General features: G+C 39.0%; 16 protein-coding genes. 2 read left to right on the top strand and 14 right to left on the bottom strand.

Annotated elements, in window-relative coordinates; translation table 11 throughout:
- Nucleotides 1-102 precede the first annotated feature (102 nt).
- From gudD to dapA, 4 genes are all read right to left on the bottom strand, one after another.
- Nucleotides 103-1,455: a glucarate dehydratase gene (gudD, locus tag QF028_RS09475; RefSeq protein WP_429464996.1), complete on the bottom strand. Its 1,353-nt coding sequence runs from the start codon at nucleotides 1,453-1,455 to the stop codon at nucleotides 103-105.
- Nucleotides 1,456-1,543: 88 nt separating this feature from the next.
- Nucleotides 1,544-2,428, bottom strand: a complete 885-nt coding sequence (gene garR, locus QF028_RS09470; protein ID WP_429464995.1) for a 2-hydroxy-3-oxopropionate reductase — start codon at nucleotides 2,426-2,428, stop codon at nucleotides 1,544-1,546.
- 75 nt (nucleotides 2,429-2,503) lie between these two features.
- A complete protein-coding gene (locus QF028_RS09465) occupies nucleotides 2,504-3,829 on the bottom strand; it encodes a gluconate:H+ symporter (protein ID WP_215003115.1) in 1,326 nt (441 codons plus the stop codon).
- 25 nt (nucleotides 3,830-3,854) lie between these two features.
- Complete coding sequence (gene dapA, locus QF028_RS09460; protein ID WP_429464993.1) at nucleotides 3,855-4,751, bottom strand: 4-hydroxy-tetrahydrodipicolinate synthase; 897 nt, start codon at nucleotides 4,749-4,751, stop codon at nucleotides 3,855-3,857.
- Between the two features lie 212 nt (nucleotides 4,752-4,963).
- Between dapA and QF028_RS09455 the strand changes: the two genes are divergently transcribed.
- Nucleotides 4,964-6,013, top strand: coding sequence for a CdaR family transcriptional regulator (locus QF028_RS09455; RefSeq protein ID WP_429464992.1), 1,050 nt, complete (start codon nucleotides 4,964-4,966; stop codon nucleotides 6,011-6,013).
- A 339-nt stretch (nucleotides 6,014-6,352) separates the two neighbouring features.
- Nucleotides 6,353-6,808 carry a S1 domain-containing RNA-binding protein gene (locus QF028_RS09450; protein ID WP_429464991.1) on the top strand — a complete coding sequence of 152 codons (456 nt, stop codon included), beginning with the start codon at nucleotides 6,353-6,355 and terminating at the stop codon, nucleotides 6,806-6,808.
- Nucleotides 6,809-6,957: 149 nt separating this feature from the next.
- On the opposite strand, the gene cysI is transcribed toward QF028_RS09450, so the two are convergent.
- The 10 genes from cysI to QF028_RS09400 form a co-directional block, all read right to left on the bottom strand.
- The gene (cysI, locus tag QF028_RS09445; protein ID WP_429464990.1) at nucleotides 6,958-8,676 is read right to left on the bottom strand and encodes an assimilatory sulfite reductase (NADPH) hemoprotein subunit; all 1,719 of its coding nucleotides are present in this window, start codon (nucleotides 8,674-8,676) and stop codon (nucleotides 6,958-6,960) included.
- A 27-nt stretch (nucleotides 8,677-8,703) separates the two neighbouring features.
- The gene (locus QF028_RS09440; protein ID WP_429464989.1) at nucleotides 8,704-10,521 is read right to left on the bottom strand and encodes an assimilatory sulfite reductase (NADPH) flavoprotein subunit; all 1,818 of its coding nucleotides are present in this window, start codon (nucleotides 10,519-10,521) and stop codon (nucleotides 8,704-8,706) included.
- A 313-nt stretch (nucleotides 10,522-10,834) separates the two neighbouring features.
- Entirely contained in the window at nucleotides 10,835-11,980 is a 1,146-nt protein-coding gene (gene ftsZ, locus QF028_RS09435) for a cell division protein FtsZ (RefSeq protein ID WP_429464988.1), read from the bottom strand.
- Nucleotides 11,981-12,429: 449 nt separating this feature from the next.
- Entirely contained in the window at nucleotides 12,430-12,933 is a 504-nt protein-coding gene (locus QF028_RS09430; protein ID WP_429464987.1) for a DinB family protein, read from the bottom strand.
- Nucleotides 12,934-13,035: 102 nt separating this feature from the next.
- Complete coding sequence (gene hpt, locus QF028_RS09425; protein WP_429464986.1) at nucleotides 13,036-13,563, bottom strand: hypoxanthine phosphoribosyltransferase; 528 nt, start codon at nucleotides 13,561-13,563, stop codon at nucleotides 13,036-13,038.
- 270 nt (nucleotides 13,564-13,833) lie between these two features.
- On the bottom strand, nucleotides 13,834-16,437 hold the full coding sequence (gene adhE, locus QF028_RS09420) for a bifunctional acetaldehyde-CoA/alcohol dehydrogenase (RefSeq protein ID WP_429464985.1): 2,604 nt from the start codon (nucleotides 16,435-16,437) through the stop codon (nucleotides 13,834-13,836).
- Nucleotides 16,438-16,596: 159 nt separating this feature from the next.
- Complete coding sequence (locus QF028_RS09415; protein ID WP_215003096.1) at nucleotides 16,597-16,824, bottom strand: hypothetical protein; 228 nt, start codon at nucleotides 16,822-16,824, stop codon at nucleotides 16,597-16,599.
- A gap of 301 nt (nucleotides 16,825-17,125) precedes the next feature.
- A complete protein-coding gene (locus QF028_RS09410) occupies nucleotides 17,126-17,782 on the bottom strand; it encodes a DUF2238 domain-containing protein (RefSeq protein WP_429464984.1) in 657 nt (218 codons plus the stop codon).
- Nucleotides 17,783-18,194: 412 nt separating this feature from the next.
- On the bottom strand, nucleotides 18,195-18,923 hold the full coding sequence (locus tag QF028_RS09405) for an amino acid ABC transporter ATP-binding protein (protein WP_410886691.1): 729 nt from the start codon (nucleotides 18,921-18,923) through the stop codon (nucleotides 18,195-18,197).
- Entirely contained in the window at nucleotides 18,920-19,564 is a 645-nt protein-coding gene (locus QF028_RS09400) for an amino acid ABC transporter permease (RefSeq protein WP_429464983.1), read from the bottom strand. The genes QF028_RS09405 and QF028_RS09400 overlap by 4 nt, the downstream gene beginning before the upstream one ends.
- Nucleotides 19,565-19,571 lie beyond the last annotated feature (7 nt).

The raw sequence follows: 19,571 nt of genomic DNA, 5'->3' as shown, positions 1-19,571 counted from the left end.
CCGTTCTATGACAAAGTATGAGTTTAATGGTTTTTTAGTTATGTCCCAACCTTGTAGTAAGAGTAAAAAGTTTAGGGTGACCTTTCAGCCACCCTAATTTTTTTATCGGACCAAACAAGGACGTTTATTATCGAATTTCCAGTCTGAAATTAAGAATTGCATTCCGACTGCATCATCTCGAGAGCCTAGTCCCATGTTGTTATACATTTCATGAGCTTTCATGATTTGATCCATATCCACTTCAACGCCTAGACCTGGTTTGTTAGGAACTGTAATGTCACCGTCAACAATTTGGAATGGCTCCTTAGTTAACCGTTCTGTCCCTTCCTGCCAAATCCAGTGAGTATCTATTGCAGTAATCTCGCCAGGAGCTGCAGCGGCAACATGTGTAAACATAGCCAGTGAGATATCGAAATGATTGTTTGAGTGGGAGCCCCATGTAAGTCCCCATTCATTACACATTTGCGCTACACGTACTGAACCCTGCATTGTCCAGAAATGTGGATCGGCAAGTGGAATATCTACTGATTGCAAGGAAATGGTATGGCCCATTTGACGCCAATCGGTTGAAATCATATTCGTTGCTGTTGGAAGACCCGTTTGTCTTCTAAACTCAGCCATAATTTCACGTCCAGAATAACCATTTTCAGCACCGCAAGGATCTTCAGCATAAGCAAGAATTCCATGCATATCTTTACATAGCTCAACTGCTTCTTTTAATGACCATGCTCCATTTGGATCAAGAGTGATTCTTGCATCAGGAAAACGTTCTTTTAATGCTTTGATGGCTTTCATTTCTTCCTTGCCCTCTAATACGCCGCCTTTTAGCTTAAAGTCTTTGAAGCCATAAAGCGCTTGAGATGCTTCTGCAAGACGAACAATTGCTTCCGGTGTTAACGCTTCTTCATGACGAATTCGATACCAATCTACATCAGAATCTTGATTACTATAATAAGGTAAATCAGTCTTATTACGGTCTCCAATGTAGAACAGATAACCAAGTGTTTTTACTTTATCACGCTGCTGACCTTCTCCTAAAAGAGCTGCAACTGGTACATTTAAATGCTTTCCTAAAAGATCTAGTAAAGCTGCTTCGATAGCAGTTACTGCATGAATCGTGATTCTTAAATCAAAGGTTTGTAATCCACGTCCGCTAGCATCACGACCTGCAAACGTTTTTCTTACATTATTTAAGATATTATTATAGTTTCCAATCGATGATCCTAGTACAAGTGGTTTGGCATCTTCTAAAGTTTTGCGTATCCCCTCACCGCCAGGTACTTCTCCAACACCAACATTTCCATTGCTGTCCTTTAGAATGACAATATTACGTGTAAAATAAGCACCATGAGCACCACTTAAGTTTAAAAGCATACTATCTCGGCCTGCAACAGAGTAAACGGACATTTCTGTGACAACTGGAGTAACATTAACTTGGGTCTGAACTTTATTCATATGGAAGTCTCCAATCTAATTTTTTAGTAGATTTTATTGGTAAGGAAAGTGGTATATATTGAAACACTTCCCTTACACTAAATAAGAACTAGCGACTTACTTCTACGTTAGCTAACTTTTCATAGAACTTCACAAGACTGCTGTGATCCTCGAACTCATGTCCATCGACTTTAAGTGCATACATCATTTCTAGGACAGATGATGTTAATGGAAGTGGTACCCCAAACTCATGTGAAGTTTCAAGCGCATTTGTAAGGTCTTTAATATGAAGGTTAATTCTAAAACCAGGATCAAAATTACGATCTAGCATCATTGGACCCTTTGCTTCAAGAACAGTACTTCCAGCTAATCCGCCGCGGATTGCTTCAAATACTGCAGCTGGTTCCACACCTGCTTTTTGAGATAAAACAAACGCTTCGGAAACGGCTGCGATGTTTAGAGCAACAATAACTTGGTTGGCAAGCTTTGTGATATTTCCAGCACCAATCTCGCCCACTAGCACAACGGAACCAGCCATTGCATCTAAAACTTCTTTACATTTTTCAAACACTTCTACTTTCCCGCCAACCATGACAGACATTGTACCATCAATAGCTTTTGGTTCTCCTCCGCTAACTGGTGCATCTAGCATATCAACGCCCTTTTCAGCTAATCTCTGATACACTTCACGGGAAACACCTGGTGAAATAGAACTCATGTCAATATATACTAATCCTTCGTGCGCACCTTCTATTAATCCGTTTTCTCCCAAGGCTACTGCTTTTACATTCGGAGAGTTTGGCAGCATGGTAATAACGATATCAGATTTTTCTGCGATTTCTTTAGGAGTAGAACCGAGTTCAGCACCTAATAATTCTAATTCATTAACAGCCTCTTTATTAAAATCACTTACAATTAATTGATAACCTGCTTTGATTAAATTTTTACTCATCGGTTTACCCATAATTCCGAGTCCAATAAATCCAATTTTCATTTTTTATTCCTCCTGAAGTATGATCTAAGAAGAAGTAAAATGTCTTTTTTACTCCCAGCTTAGTCTTTATTTTTTTTAGCCTACAAACATATTTAGGATTAATACCCCTGCTAAACCAAGGATTGCGAGTGCTGTTGTATAGGTGGTTCTTGTTTTAATCGCTTCACCTACTGATAAGTTGAGATATTCTTTATACATCCAGAACCCAGGGTCAGTAACGTGTGAAAATGCGACACTACCACATGTAACGGCAAGAGTCATTAATTCCATACTAACACCAGAAGATTGTGCGATTGGCAGAACCACACCAGCTGCAGTCATTACAGCTACAGTTGCTGAACCAAGGGCAATACGTAACAATGCTGCAATTAACCAAGCAAGGATGATAGGTGAAATATCCCATCCGCCTGTTAAATCTTTGATATAATCAGCAATGCCGCTATCAACTAGTACTTGTTTAAACGCACCGCCTGCACCGATTACAAGAATGATCATTGCCATCGGTTTTACACTATTTGCACATGATTGCATGACATCTTTTAATGAACGGCCTACTCTAGTGCCAAGAAGATAGAATGAAAGTAAAAGTGAAATCATTAAGGCGATTGTAGCAGAACCAAAGAATTCCATGATATGCCTAAAGCTATTTCCTTCTGGAAGTGCTACTTCACATACTGCAGATATTCCCATTAAGACAACAGGGATAAGGGCAGAAGTAATACTTGCCATGAAGCTTGGCATTTCTTCATCTTTAAAAATTTTCGAACTTCCAAGTCCTTCTGGAATGCTTGGATTCATCTTATTAATGAATGGCAATCTTGGCCAAGTTAATGCGATAAAAGCACCAACAGGAATGGCAATGATGAGTCCGTATAATAATGTTAAGCCCATGCTTGATCCGAAAACCCCTACTACTGCAGCTGGTCCTGGATGCGGCGGTAAAAAACTATGTGTTGTGGATAATCCAACTGCTGTTGGAATTGCTACCCAAAGTAAATTTAATTTTGTTTGACGAGCAACGGTGAAAACTAGAGGAATCAATAATACAAATGCGACTTCAAAGAACATTGTAATTCCAAGGATATAAGCAGCAATCAACATGGCGATTTGTACTCTTTTAACACCCATCTTGTCAATTAAAGTGTTGGCAATACGTTGAGCAGCTCCGGCATCTGCCATTACTGTTCCTAACATGGCTCCAAAACCTAGAATTAACAGCAGGTCATCGAGTTGTCCACCAATTCCTCCATAAATGGATTCCATCAACTTTTCTATTGGCATACCTTGGAGAAAACCTACAAATAAAGCAGCAATGATTAAGGCAATAAATCCATTCATTTTAAGTGGAATCATCAAAATAAGTATGAGGGCAACTGCTAATGCAACATATACTAATGGCATAGTGGTTACTTCCTTCCGCTAGGAATTAATGTGTTTGATATAATTCTAGATCTTTCAGTACATTTACTAATAATCGCTTACTTTCAGGACTCATCTCTCCTGCTGGTGCTAATGCATAACCTACATCAATGCCGACCATTTTCAATCCTTCCTTTAAGACAACTGGGAAGGTCGCTTTATCGACACAGAGTCGTAATGGTGAGAGCTTTAATTGCAATTCTAGTGATTTTTGATGATCACCCGACACAAAAGTATTGTAAATCTCTGACACTAATTTTGGAGCAATGTTCCCTGTACTTGCAATGGCACCAGTTCCCCCGTGACAGAGACCTGAGTATATGAGGGTGTCACGACCTGCTAGAACAGAAAAGGTCTCACGATCAGTAACTCGAAGATACTCAGCCATTTTGGTCATGTCCCCGCTACTATCTTTAATTCCGATAATGTTGTCCACCTTGCTTAATTCCTCGCAAGTCTTGACATCGATTTTCACTTGGGTTCGTGCTTCATTTCCATACAGGATAATTGGTAGATTTGTCGATTTTGCAATCGCTTTAAAATGGTCCATTAATTCACCTTGGTTCGGCGTCAAGAAATAAGGAGTAAGGACAGATAATGCTGACACGCCCCCGATTTCTTGAACCATCTGTGCTGTTTGGATACAGTCTCGAGTGGTAATTTCACTTGCACCACAATAAATAGGGACTCTACCTGCTGTGTGTTCAACAGTAACTTCAACAACACGGCGTTTTTGCTCATTCGTTAATCCATAAATTTCACCGCTGCTTCCTAAAATAAACAGCCCATGGACACCACCTGAAATGGTGTAGTCAATTAATTTTCTGAGTGCATCCTCCATTAATTTCCCACTTTTGTCCAACGGTGTTACTAACGCAGGAATGACTCCTTTTGGTTTAAACATTTTTGTTCCTCCTAGTTCTTCCGATTTGGCATTGGAACTCCATCTAAAAGTTTCTTCTTGTTTATTTCTAGTAACCGTTTACATTTATATTGTATAATTGTCTTACAAATAAATCATCATTCAAATTAATAATAAATCTACTATTTATTTGTGCAAATAGACAAGTCTTATTTTATTATTTTACAAGGCTTTATAATTACGGGGGTAACACTATGAAAATTAATAAGGTATTAGCTCAAGAGATTGCTAACAAAGTAATGAAGGTCCTACCCTATAATGTAAATATTATGGATGAAATTGGATTAATTATTGGCAGCGGCGATCAGGACCGAATCGGCACCTATCATCAAGGGGCGATAGCAGCCATCGAACAAGGCACTATTGTTTCCATTTACAATTCAGATGCTGGAGCAAAGCCAGGAGTGAACATCCCCATCCATTTTAGAAATAAAATTATCGGTGTGATTGGTATTAGCGGCGATCCAAATATTGTTGAGCCTTTTGCTGAATTAGTTCGAGTAACAGCTGAACTATTAATCAACCAAGAGTTTTTATACAAAGAACGTAGAATTAAGGAACAAATGAAGGAAGAATTTTTGTATCACTGGATTTTTCGGAACGAAGAATATGATGAAGCATTTATAAATAGCGGTGAAGCGGTTGGGATAAATCTGGCGCTTATAAGAAAAGCGGTAATCGTTAAAGGCAATAACCTTAAAGAACCGTTTTTACTTGATCAAGAATACACCTTTCGTCTGAGCCAAAATACGATACTGTATATTGTTCCTGAAGACAGTGATATTTTAAAAAGATTTGAAGCTATTGTCTCGAAAAGTGAAACAAAAATCGGAATCAGTACAAGTCACATTCACATAGGCAAGTCGGTCAACGAAGCAAAACGAGCCCTTGATATTGCTGAAAAACTTAGGCTAACCGAATGGCACTGTTATTACAACAATTTAAAATTTATCGACTACTTAACAAATAAAAATATCGAGTTTGAAGAAATTAGTGGATTTTATCGAGACCTTGAAACAAGTCCTAAGGGTATGGAGCTGATTGAGACCTTAATTAGTTTTATTGAAAATAGTGGTGATATGAATTCCATTTCAAAGGAACTGCATATTCATCGGAACAGCTTAGCCTATCGATTACAAAAAATCGAAATCCTAACGAACAAAAACCCAAAAAAATTTACGGATTTATTTGAACTTTTCACTGGATACGTCCTTTATAAAATGAAGTATTGCCAAAAGGGTTAAAATCCGTAACTAGTTGCGAAAAGAAATAGAAAAACAAGAAATGCAGTCAATAAGATTAAAAGAGAAGGGTTAATAATCAGCAAAGGTGTTGACGAATGTGTATCCGGTTTTCTTAAACTTGGTCCTGACAAAGTCACTTCACTCCTTTATTGTCGAATGATATCTTTTAACTAAAAATGGAAATATTTATAATCTTTTCCATATAACATATCAATAAACTTTAGAAATTGAGGATTATATAAAAAAAGATGTCCGGCACTTGATGAAAGAATTGATATTATACCCATCTATTTGTTATAATGAGGTGGTTGTAACATTATTGAGGAGGAACATTTTTTTATGTCAATCGAGGTAGGTACTAAGGTACAAGGTAAAGTAACAGGCATCACTAGTTTTGGGGCATTCGTAGAATTGCCTGGTGGCACAACAGGGTTAGTCCATATCAGTGAGGTAGCGGACAGCTATGTTAAAGACGTAAATGACCATCTTAAAGTTGGCGACCTAATTGAAGTAAAAGTAATTAGTGAGAAGGACGGAAAGACTGCCTTGTCCATCAAAAAAGCTATAGATAAGCCCGAAGGACAAACCTCGTCTTATTCCCAACGTCCACCACGTCAGGGAAGAGTAGATAGCCGTTCTAAAGATTTCCGTGCAAAAGGCGGCAGCACTTTTAAACCTAAAGAAAATTTTGAAGACAAAATGGCTAAATTTTTAAAGGCTAGTGAAGAGAACTTATCCACCTTAAAACGCAGCACTGAAACAAAACGGGGCGGCAGAGGCGGAAGACGCGGATAACAGTATCGTTTTTAATACATCATTATATAGCGAAAGGCAAACGTGTTTTAGTCATGTTTGCCTTTTTTATATGCAGATTAAAAATTCCATATGGGTTAAATGACAAAAGAGACAGGGATTTTCATTCCCTGTCTCTTTTGGTTAATTGATTAATTGTGAAAATTGGTACCGTCAGTTGTAGCTTCGATCACACCGGCTCGAATCACATAATCACCGAAGTGCTCGCCTTCTTGTCTTTCTTTTGCATAGCGAGGAAGCAGCACTTGCAGTTCGTTTAAAATATCTTCTTCTCCTATGTTCTCACGGTACATTTTACTTAGACGGCTGCCGTCATGGGCGGCACCAAGATACATATTGTATTTGCCAGGTGCTTTCCCAATAAAGCCAATTTCCCCAAGAGCATGACGGGCACAGCCATTCGGACAACCGGTCATACGGATGGTAATCTCTTTTTCGCTCAGACCATTTTCTTCGACAATGGTTTCGATTTTACTGATTAAAGATGGTAAATACCGCTCTGCTTCCGCCATCGCCAAACCACAGGTTGGAAGTGCAACGCAAACCATTGAACTGCGGCGCAGCGCTGAAGCATGTTTGCCATCAGTTAAACCATATTGTTCAATCAAATCATTAATTTTTTTCTTATTCTGCGTGGATACATTGGTTATAATTACGTTTTGATTTCCTGTTAAGTGGAAATCACCGGTATGAATTTTGGCGATTTCACGCAAGCCTGTCTTCAACTTGTAATCATCAAAGTCTGCGACACGGCCGCCTTCAATAAACAGTGTTAAATGCCATTGACCTTTTACGCCCTTTACCCAGCCATAACGGTCACCGTTATGGTCAAAATGGTAAGGCTTTGCTTCATCTAATGTCCAGCCAAGACGATGTTCCAATTCAGCCTTAACGGTTTCAAGGCCAAGTCTGTCTACAGTGTACTTGAAACGAGCGTTTTTGCGGACAGAACGGTTACCGTAGTCCCGTTGAATCGTAATCGTTTTTTCAGCTATTTCATACAATTGATCTGGTTTACAGAAGCCAATGACTTTAGCAAGCTGCGGATAGGTTGCTTTGTCTCCGTGCGACATCCCCATCCCGCCGCCAATCGCTACGTTGAAACCGATAAGTTTTTCATCTTCTACAATCGCAATAAAGCCTAGATCCTGTGAAAAGATGTCAATATCATTTCCAGGCGGCACGGCAATTCCGATTTTGAACTTCCTCGGTAAGTAAAGAGGACCGTACATTGGTTCGACTTCGTCGATTTCCGGAGTCCCGGCTACTTTTTCTTCATCCAGCCATATTTCGTGGTACGCTCTTGTTCGCGGTAATAAATCATTGCTCAATTTTTTTGACCATTCATATACTTCTGCATGAAGCTCCGATTGGTATGGATTAGAAGTACACATGACATTTCTGTTCACGTCTCCGCAGGCTGCAATCGTATCCATCAGCGCGTTATGAATCCCCTGAATGGTACTCTTCATATTCCATTTTAAAATCCCATGCATTTGGAATGTTTCACGAGTAGTCAGTTTTAATGTGCCATTCCCATATTTATCTGCAAGCTCATCCATAACAAGCCATTGATCCGGTGAGGCAACCCCGCCAGGCAAGCGGACACGCAGCATGAATTGGTAGGCAGGTTCTAACTTCTGTTTTTGACGTTCATTTCGGAGATCCCGGTCATCCTGCAAATAACTACCGTGATGTTTCATCAGACGGTTATCATCATCCGGTATACCGGCGCTAATCCGATCGAGCATTACTTCTTTTAGAGTTCCGCGCAAATAATTACTTCTTTCTTTAATACCTTCTACATCACTTGGCGGGCCATCTGGCGCCTTTAATTTTTGATTTACCATGTTGTTAAAACTCCTTTCCATCCCAAATCAGTATACATCACGCTGATAACGTTTTTGCTGCTGCATCTCGGCTAAATAATCTTCGGCCTTTTCACGACCCAAGCCGCCTTCTTTTTCAATAATCTCAAGTAAAGTGTTATGAACATCATGTGCCATGTGTTTTTCGTCACCACAGATATAAAGATGTGCACCTTCTTGAAGCCACTTAAATACCTCTTGACTTTGTTCTAACATGCGATGCTGTACATATACTTTTTGATCCGTGTCTCGTGAAAATGCAACATCCATTTTTGTAAGTACGCCGTTTTCCAGCCACTTTTGCCATTCTGTTTGATAAAGAAAATCCGTCACGAAATGCTGGTCTCCAAAGAACATCCAAGATTTACCTGTTGCTCCGGTTTCTTCACGTTCTTGCATAAAGGAACGAAACGGTGCTGCACCTGTCCCCGGACCTACCATGATAATTGGGGCATCTGCGTTCTTTGGCAGCTTAAAGTTTTCGTTATGTTGAATATACACTGGCACTGTTTCGCCTGGCTGCAGACGCTCCGCAGCTAGAATGGAACATACACCCTTTCGCTCACGTCCATGTGCCTCATAGCGGACCGCACCGATCGTCAAATGGACTTCATCAGGATTTGCAGATAAACTGCTCGCGATTGAATAAAGACGGGACGGCATCTTTCGAAGGATTGAGACAAACTCTTGCGCTGAGCCAATCCATGGTGTAAAGTCCCGGACCAAATCAAGCAAATCACGTCCATCAATGTACGTTTTTAATTGATCTTCATTCCCCGCTGATAGAAGTTCCTGTATTTTCTCATTGGCAGAAAGTGATGCTGCCTTCTCAAGAAGCGGTTTGGTTAAGGTCGTTATTTCAAAGTTTGAGAGAAGTGCGTCTTTAAGGGAAAGCACATCTCCCTTTTTATTAACAGTCACCATTTGTTCCGGATCCCAGTTCATTTCTTCTATAAGTAAATGAACTAGCGCGGGATCATTTTCCGGATAAATACCAAGACTATCCCCTGGTTCAAATGTAAGTCCAGAACCTTCGAGTGACAACTCAAGGTGACGAGTTTCTTTATTAGATCCACGGCCGTTTAGATTTATATTTTCAAGTACTTCTGCTTTAAACGGATTGGTTCTTGAATACGTTGATTCAACTAGTTGTGATGCTAATTCCTGTTCAGGAATTGGAATGTCGCCCACGGCTTCATTTAGGCTGATAAGGACACCTGCCAGCCATTCAGCTGCTGGCTCATCATAATCAAGGTCACAGTCAAAGCGTGGATATAGCCTTGTTCCGCCTAATTCTCCCAACCGGGCATCGAAGTCTTTACCCGTTTGACAGAAAAACTCATATGAGCTGTCTCCTAGCGCCAAAACGGAGAAGCGAAGATTATCAAGCTTTGGAGCCCGCTTTCCGTTTAGAAACTCATGAAATGACAGCGCGTTATCAGGCGGCGTGCCTTCACCATGGGTACTTGTAACAATCAGCAGGTTTTGGACCTTTTTTAAATTATTAGGTTTAAAATCGCTCATCGACTGAATAGTTACTTGAAAGCCCTCTCCCTCAAGCTTTTTGCCTGCCTTCTTAGCAAGGCCCTGAGCATTACCCGTTTGTGATCCAAAAAGGATGGTCACATCTTTGGAAATCGTTGGGGTGTTCCCTGCAGAAAGTTCTGCCACCTGAATACTTCCTGAACCTGGAACCGAAGCAAATTGGGCTGCTGCCAAAAACCCGCTCAGCCAGACTTTTTGTGATTCTGTCAAGGTAGGCAGAATGCGGTTGAGGAGCTCTGCCTGCTCCTGATTAAAAGGACTGTTCAATACTTGAAGTTGCACCAAAATCCACCTCACAAAGAATTATTAACTTACAGTGATCATTTATTTATCATGACTAGTTTCAACAATCTTACAATACATACTTTTCAGTCAAAAAATGATTAATATAATAATAGTTTTACTATTCCTATAAGTCAAGTCGGTTTTAACGATTTAAACGATTAAAATCAGATTATTTCTTATTTTTATTAAAATCTTTTATTGAATATTGCCATATTTATAACAATGGCGCAAGGTAGCAGTCCACCGGGACATCTTCCAATTTAGGCTGTTGTCCTGTGTACACTACTCATTGCGCCGGATGCAGGAAATGCTATCGATTCCTTTTGTTTCGGTTACGCAAAAACGTCGGAATGTCGAGCGAATCCTCTGATTCCTGCCCATATTGATCGTTAACATGAATTGGTTCTTCATGTCTCACTTGCTCACGTCGGGTTGGGGCATTTATTTGTGATTTTGATTGACCTTCCATTTGTGAAGGGGTGGATGGTTTGGTTCGTGCCTGTTTATCAACAAAACCAGTAGCAATGACCGTGATCATAATTTCATTTTTAAAATTTTCATTAATAATTGAACCAAAAATCATATTTAATTCCTTATCTGCTGCAGAAGCCACAAGGTCGGCTGCCTCTTGCACCTCATAAAGACTTAAATCTTTACCACCTGTGATGTTCATGAGTATCCCTTGAGCTCCGTCAATCGATGTTTCTAATAATGGACTAGAAATAGCTTTTTTTGCTGCTTCAACCGCGCGTCCATCCCCTTTTGCAACCCCTATGCCCATTAAGGCTGTCCCTTGATTACTCATGATTGTCTTAACATCTGCAAAATCCAGATTAATTAAACCTGGGACAGCAATTAAATCCGAAATACCTTGAACCCCCTGGCGAAGGACATTATCCGCCTCCCGGAACGCTTCAATCATCGGTGTTCTTTTGTCAACAATTTGCAATAATCGATCGTTAGGAACAATAATTAAGGTGTCAACAGCTTCCCTCATTAATTCAATACCGTTTGCTGCATTTTGCGCACGTTTACGTCCCTCAAATCCAAACGGACGAGTAACGACACCGATAGTCAATGCACCAAGTTCGCGTGAAATTTCAGCAATCGCTGGCGCAGCACCGGTTCCCGTACCACCACCCATTCCAGCGGTAACGAACACCATGTCTGCTCCTTTTAATACATCTTCCAACTGCCTTCTGCTTTCTTCAACTGCTTTCCTGCCTACTTCTGGATTAGCACCTGCCCCTAATCCTCTTGTCAATTGTGCACCAATTTGCATTTTTATCTCAGCATTTGATAGGTTAAGAGCTTGTGCATCAGTATTCACTGCAATAAATTCGACCCCTTGAACTCCACCTTCAATCATACGATTGACAGCATTATTCCCTCCGCCGCCAACACCAATTACTTTAATTCTTGCAACTTGATCTATATTCATGTCAAAATCCCACATATTCTTCCTCCTCATCATGCGTTTATATAATTGCCTCACTATTCAAAAAAATAATCGTAGATTTATGATCTAATTGAAGATTTTAATGATCTAGTAGTAGAGATTGTTGAATGATTAACTTTACAACTAATCTTTTTGAGTATGTATAATTTTTGCTTATTGATATTTTACCAAAATAATGGAGGATTTAATATAGAAAGGTGACACTTGATTTAGATTATTTTGTAGAAAAATGTAGAAATATTTAACATAAATGCAAAATTAATAAAACATGCAGATAAAGTAGTTCTTTTGATATACAACCAACGATATATAAAGAGAAACCCGGTAATAGGATAGCAATATCAAATATATATAAGTTTGCTAGCACTCTGATACATCGCACTAGCACGTTAGGCATAAAAATAGCACACCTTTGTTAGGTGTGCTTGAGAGTCAAGTATGTACATTTATAGTGCTGGAGCTTCCATCCCCATTTGACTCCATTCGTTTCTTGATGGGCCATACACTCCAGGGACATTTAATCCAGCTTGGCGCATTAAGACTGTCATTTGTCCGCGGTGATGAATGATGTGTTTGATTAAAAGAGAAAGTGTTACTGCTTTTTGCATATCCATCCCGAAGACATTTTTCATTTCTTTTAAGGATGCATCTGTCCACTGCTTCTTGACAGCGTCCATAGTGTCTTCACTAACCTTGCGAAAGGTGTCCGCTATTCCTTTTGCTGATGACGGAACCGTACTTGAGTTTTCAACATTTTCAACCGTAACTCCGAACTCGTTAAGCATTTCAGGTGTACTCGTTACGACATGCCATGCGATTCTCCCTAACGTACGATCATCTGGGGACACCGCTTGTTGAAGTGAACCGTCTGTCAGAGCATCCAAAACCTTTTGCGTAGAAGCCGCTTCTTGATTCCAATCCTCAATAAATTCAGATATAGAAGTATACATTATTCATTCCTCCATCATGCAACAGTTTTACACTAAAAAGTATATCATTGTTTAATTAGATAGCAAAATTTCCCACACGAAAAAAGTTTTAGAACCCAATCCCTAACACTCTTCAACAGTGGAGATATGAGGTAAATTTCTATACTTTTGGGCATAGTCAATCCCATAGCCGACAATGAACTCATCTGGGATTACAAAGCCAACATAATCCACCGGTAAATCGACTTTTCTTCTTTCGGGCTTGTCTAACAATGTACAAATTTTAATTTCCTTTGGCTTGTGTGATTTTAAATGGTCCCGTAAGAAATGTAATGTCAGGCCGCTGTCGATAATATCTTCAACCACGAGGACATTCTGATTGGTAATATTCGAATCAAGATCCTTCAATAACCTTACTTTTCCTGTTGACTCGGTTTCATCTCCATAGCTGGAAACCGAGATGAAATCAATTTTTATTTCCCCCTTCATCTCACGAATCAGATCTGCAGCAAAAACAAACGACCCCTTCAGGACAACGATGAGGATAATTGCTTCGTTATTAAAATCACTTTCAATTTGCTCGGCTAATTCCTTCACTCTGTCTTTAATATCTGTCTCGGAAATCATCACATCTTTAATTCTGTACCCCACAAAATACACCTTCTTTCTAAAATATAAAGGCTATGTTAAATTAGCTTATTGATTTCCTCTCCAGGCGCTTCGCTTTCCGCGGGCGGGTTCGGGGAGCCTCCTCGGCGCTAAAGCGCCTGCGGGGTCTCCCCTGTCCCGTACTCCCGCAGGAGTCTCGCGCCTTCCGATCCAATCAACAAGGTTACCATATCAACTATGACCTTTAACACTGCCAAAAAAAAGCCAATACGAAAAACCAATTAGTTTGATTTTTCGTATTGGCAATGATTATTATACCCCTTTATAGGCTTGGCGGTAAATTTCAGCCAATTCTGTTACTAATGGAAGCTTAGGGTTTGCAGTGGTACATTGGTCTTCGAAGGCCCGGTCTGCTAAATAGTCAACCTTGCTTTCGAACTCGATTTTATTTATATTATTTGCTTCAAGGCTCATTGGAACTTCAAGTTCCTTTGCCAATTTAATAATGGCTTGAACGAGGCTCTCTACACCTTCCTCAGTAGAACCAGCAGGTAAATCTAGTATTCTAGCAATTTCAGCATACCGTTTGTCAGCTTTGAAATGATTGTACTTCGGAAAGGCTGTGAATTTCTTCGGTTTAGTCGCATTATAGCGAATCACATGTGGCATAAGTACAGCATTTGCCCGTCCGTGGGCGATATGGAATTCCGCTCCCAGCTTATGTGCAAGACTATGATTAATGCCTAAAAATGCATTTGCAAAGGCCATGCCGGCAATGGTTGAAGCATTATGGACCTTTTCGCGCGCTTCTTCATCCTGACCGTTTTTGTAGGCTCTAGGCAGGTATTCAAATACAAGCTGGATTGCTTTTATTGCAAGGCCATCCGTGAAATCATTGGCCATACAGGATACAAATGCTTCAATCGCATGTGTCAACACGTCCAATCCCGTATCAGCAGTAATATGTTTAGGCACCGTCATCACAAACTGCGGATCGATAATGGCTACGTCAGGAGTCAATTCATAATCAGCAAGCGGATATTTAATATTGGCCTCTTTATCCGTAATAACCGAGAATGACGTTACCTCCGAGCCTGTTCCAGAGGTGGTAGGAATGGCCACAAATTGTGCCCTTTGGCCGAGATTCGGATATTTAACAATTCGTTTTCGAATATCTAAGAACTTTTGTTTCAAGCCAAAGAATTCTGTATCTGGATGTTCATAGAACAGCCACATTCCTTTAGCCGCATCCATTGCAGAACCACCGCCAAGCGCAATGATAACATCTGGCTGGAAGTTAGCCATCATTTCTGCACCTTTCATCACTGTTTCAATCGATGGGTCTGGTTCAACCTCTGAGAAAATTTCGCAGTGAACATAATCTTGACGCTTTCTTAAATAGTAAAGGACTTTATCCACATATCCTAATTTTACCATTCCAGGGTCGGTAACAATAAATGCTTTCGAAATTTTCGGCATTTTGGCAAGATATTGAGTTGAATTTTTCTCGAAATAAATTTTAGATGGAACTTTAAACCATTGCATATTAATATTCCTTTTCGCCACTTTTTTAATATTAATTAAGTGAATAGTACCTACATTTGTAGAGACAGAATTTCCACCATACGTTCCACATCCGAGGGTTAAGGACGGCATATAGGCATTGTAGATATCACCGATCGCACCTTGTGAAGATGGGGCGTTGACAATAATACGTCCCGCTCTCATCCGCAGTCCAAACTTCTTAATCACTGTTTGATCAGTGGTATGAATAACAGCTGAATGACCTAGCCCGCCGAACTCCAGCATTTCTTCGGCCCGTTTTAATCCTTCCTCAAGACCACTTACCTTGTAACAAGCAAGCACTGGGCTCAATTTTTCCCTTGAAAGTGGGTATCCTGGTCCGACACCTTTTAATTCTGCAATAAGGATTTTTGTATCATCAGGAACCTTTACTCCTGCTAACTGTGCAATCTTTGAAGCAGCCATCCCAACAATTACTGGATTAACAGCACAGGATTGCTCATTAATAACTAATTTTTCAACCTTCGCTTTTTCTTCTTCATTTAAAAAATAACAATTATTTGCAATCATTTCTTGTTTTACAACGTCGTATATTTCTTTATCAATAATGACTGCTTGTTCGGAGGCGCAAATCATTCCATTATCAAACGTTTTTGATAAAATTAAGTCATTAACTGCCTGATGAAGATTGGCTGTTTTTTCAATATAACAAGGGACATTTCCTGGCCCAACTCCGAGTGCTGGCTTACCTGAACTGTAAGCAGATTTAACCATCCCCGCACCACCAGTGGCAAGAATTAATGATATTTTTGAGTGGTTCATTAAGGCTTGAGTTGCTTCAAGCGACGGTGTTTCAATCCATTGAATGCAATTTTCTGGCGCACCCGCCTTGATTGCTGCATCTCTAAGCACTCTGGCTGCTTCACTACTGCATTTCTGTGCTGATGGATGGAAGGCAAAAATGATTGGATTTCTTGTTTTTATCGAAATGAGTGCTTTAAACATGGTGGTCGATGTTGGATTGGTTACAGGTGTAACTCCTGCAATCACCCCAACCGGTTCCGCGATTTCAATCATTCCTTCATGTTCATTTTCGTTAATGATACCAACGGTTTTATCATATTTGATATTATGATAGACATATTCAGTAGCAAACATGTTCTTGATGATTTTATCTTCGTACACGCCTCTTCCTGTTTCTTCAACGGCTAGCTTTGCAAGTGGCATATGCTGATCAAGACCGGCCAAGGCCATTTCTTTAACAATATTATTAATCATTTCTTGGTCGAATCTTCGGAATTCTTTCAATGCTTTTAGACCGTTTTCCACCAAAACGTTAACCATTTGTGTTACCGTTTGATTTTCTTTAACTGCCTTTTCTACTACTGCCATCGTAATACCTCCATTTGATTAAGTATTTGTGAAGTTTTTCACAAGTATTTTTAAAAAATAATACACAATCAAGCTGGTATTTTCTCTGGATGCATGTATCGTAATGTTTGTAAAAAATTTCACATTTGTTACTAAAAATAATAACACTCTACTTGATTTTTATTCACAAACTGGATTGCGTGGAATCTTTTCAAATAAAATGTCAGTTAGAACCTTCGAATACTTTTTAACAATAACCACGTAATTTACGGTCCAAATATAGGCGGGGATTTCTTCATTTTCTTTAAGATACATTGCCTCAAATTCATCCCCAACTGCTTCTTCAAATACTTCTAGGGTATAAGTTTCAGAATCTGTAGAGAAGGTTTTCCATTCACATACCATCATGTCTTATCACTCCTTGTTTGTTTATGGATTTATCATAACATGTATTTTGAATAACAGTTTGTGAAGTGTTGAACAAATTGTGAATTGTGATTAATTTTACTAAAAATAGGACTATGTCCTTATATAACAATGGTTACCAATGATAATATTGGTATGTATTTGGTGTAATACTATATTACCTGAAAACGGTTACAACTATTTTATTATATCAGAATAACATTCAATAAATGAAGTTATCGATTGTATATGTACGGTTATTGAAAACGAACAGTTAGTGACTGTAACATTATTTGAAAGAGGGTTACGGTCTAATCCCTCTTTCTTTCTTATATTTCATTCCCTTAATTTTTTCTAATAGCCTGTTATGTACTTTTGATAAGATGAGTAACGCGAAGATTGAACCAATAAAGGTTAACAACATATCCCACTGTGCGTCCCAAATATCACCTTGTGCTCCTAAAAACTCAGTGGAAGTCTTTCTGTTCTTTGTTAATTTAGTCGATAACCATTCGATAATTTCATACATAGCTCCAATTGCGAGTGAAAAACTTAATATCACAGAAATTAACCAAGGACCTTTTTTAGTCACTCTTTTTCGAATTAATATTTCTCTTATTACAATGGCAAACAATCCTTTTAAGAAATGACCAAAGCGATCATAGTGGTTTCGGTTTAATTCAAAATAATCTTTTATCCAAGTAAAAAGTGGAACCTTTGCGTAAGTATAATGACCACCAATGAAGGTAAGAATCGAAAGAATGGCAATTATGATATAGGATAGCGTAGTAAGACGAAACTTATTATAGGTAATAACTACGATCATACATATCACAATGGCAGGAAGTACTTCCATCGCCCATATTAAATATCCTGCTGGCTTATAGATTGACCAACTAAAAACGGCAATTACAATCAAGATAAGTAGTAAATGAAAGTAAGCACTTTTATCTCTTTTCACTCAACTCACTCCTAATGATATTACAGTTGTAAAGTTAAAAACTAACTAAATTGCTCTCCTGTGAAAAAGTTAAAAATAACTTTTATAGGTTGTCCATCCTTTCATTTATTAAACAACATTGCTTTTTAAATTTCTGTTCAAAATGAATATCAAAAGCGGTGGGTTTTAAATCAATGGAGTTATCTAGGAGTAGAACGAAATAGGAATAATAAACCGCAGGTATTTTTCAAACATCACAGGTATCCTCTCCAACAAGGACTAATATAGAAAATAAAAATAAGCCATCAAATACTAAATTCATTCATCCTCTAGTATTTAATGGCTTATATATGCTACGCCTCAATTAAAAAAATGTATTACATGTGATTTGCAAACATGTTTTCCTAATTCAGTTGGAAAACCATATTGTAGTTTAAAGTACCTTGCTTAAAAACGCTTGGGTTCGTTCATGCTGAGGGTTACTGAATAACTCATTCGGTTCATTTTCTTCAACAATGTAGCCACCGTCCATGAAGATGACCCGATCGCCAACTTCCCTAGCAAAACCCATTTCATGGGTAACCACAACCATTGTCATACCTTCTATAGCAAGCTGTTTCATTACTTCTAAAACATCACCAACCATTTCAGGGTCAAGTGCAGATGTCGGTTCGTCAAAGAGCATTATTTTTGGATTCATGGCTAGTGCCCTTGCAATCGCAACGCGCTGTTTTTGCCCCCCAGATAGTTCCCCTGGAAAGCTATTGGCTTTTTCCCTTAGCCCCACTTTATCTAATAGATCAAATGCCAATTTTTCAGCAGCTGCTTTATCAATATTGTGAATTTTAATAGGTCCCATGGTGATGTTCTCTAATACACTTTTATGAGGGAACAGATTAAATTGCTGAAACACCATTCCTACTTCTTGTCTTACTTTGTTAATATTGATTTTTGGGTCTGTTATATCCTGTCCGTTTATGACTACCTCTCCGCCTGAAATGTCTTCAAGGCGATTTAAACATCGAAGGAACGTACTTTTACCTGAGCCAGATGGACCAATAACACAAACTACCTCTTTTTCTTTAACTTCTGCATTGATATCTTTTAATACCTCAACATTACCGAACGATTTTCGTAAGTTTTTAACTGTGATCATGCTCATCTAAGCTGAATCCTCCTTTCGATGAAATTAGCAAGCATGGTTAATAAATAAATAATAATAAAGTAAATGATACCTACAGCCAGCCAAATCTTAAATGCTTCGAAGGTGGCAGAAGCTTGAATTTGTCCTTGCTGTGTTAAATCTGCAATCCCAATTACAGATAAAAGTGACGTATCCTTTAAACTGATAATGGATTGGTTTGTAATCGTAGGAAGCATTCTTCTAAAGGCCTGTGGAAGCACCACATATCGCATGGTTTGTGCGCCTGTAAAACCGATCGATCTTGCTGCTTCTGTTTGTCCTTTATCAATTGATTGAATTCCCGCTCTGATAATCTCAGCAAAATATGCACCCGCATTAATGGCAACAGTGATGATCCCAGCAGTAGTGCTATTTAGGGACACCACTTGTAGAGAATTTACACCAAAATAGATAAAAAATAATTGAACAATAAATGGTGTTCCACGAATGGCATCAACATAAAACTTAGAAATCCAATTCAAGATCTTGATCGGAGCTAAACGAAACAAGGCTATTACTAAACCAATTAAAAAACCTAGAATAATGGCAATTACAAATATATATAGGGTCACTTGAAGACCTTTTAATAACATTGGCAGTGCTGCAGAAATAATATCCATCCTGTTC

It is taken from the genome of Neobacillus sp. B4I6 (genome assembly GCF_050434045.1).
GTDB lineage: Bacteria > Bacillota > Bacilli > Bacillales > Cytobacillaceae > Neobacillus.
This window is presented reverse-complemented; position numbering and strand designations above follow the sequence as displayed.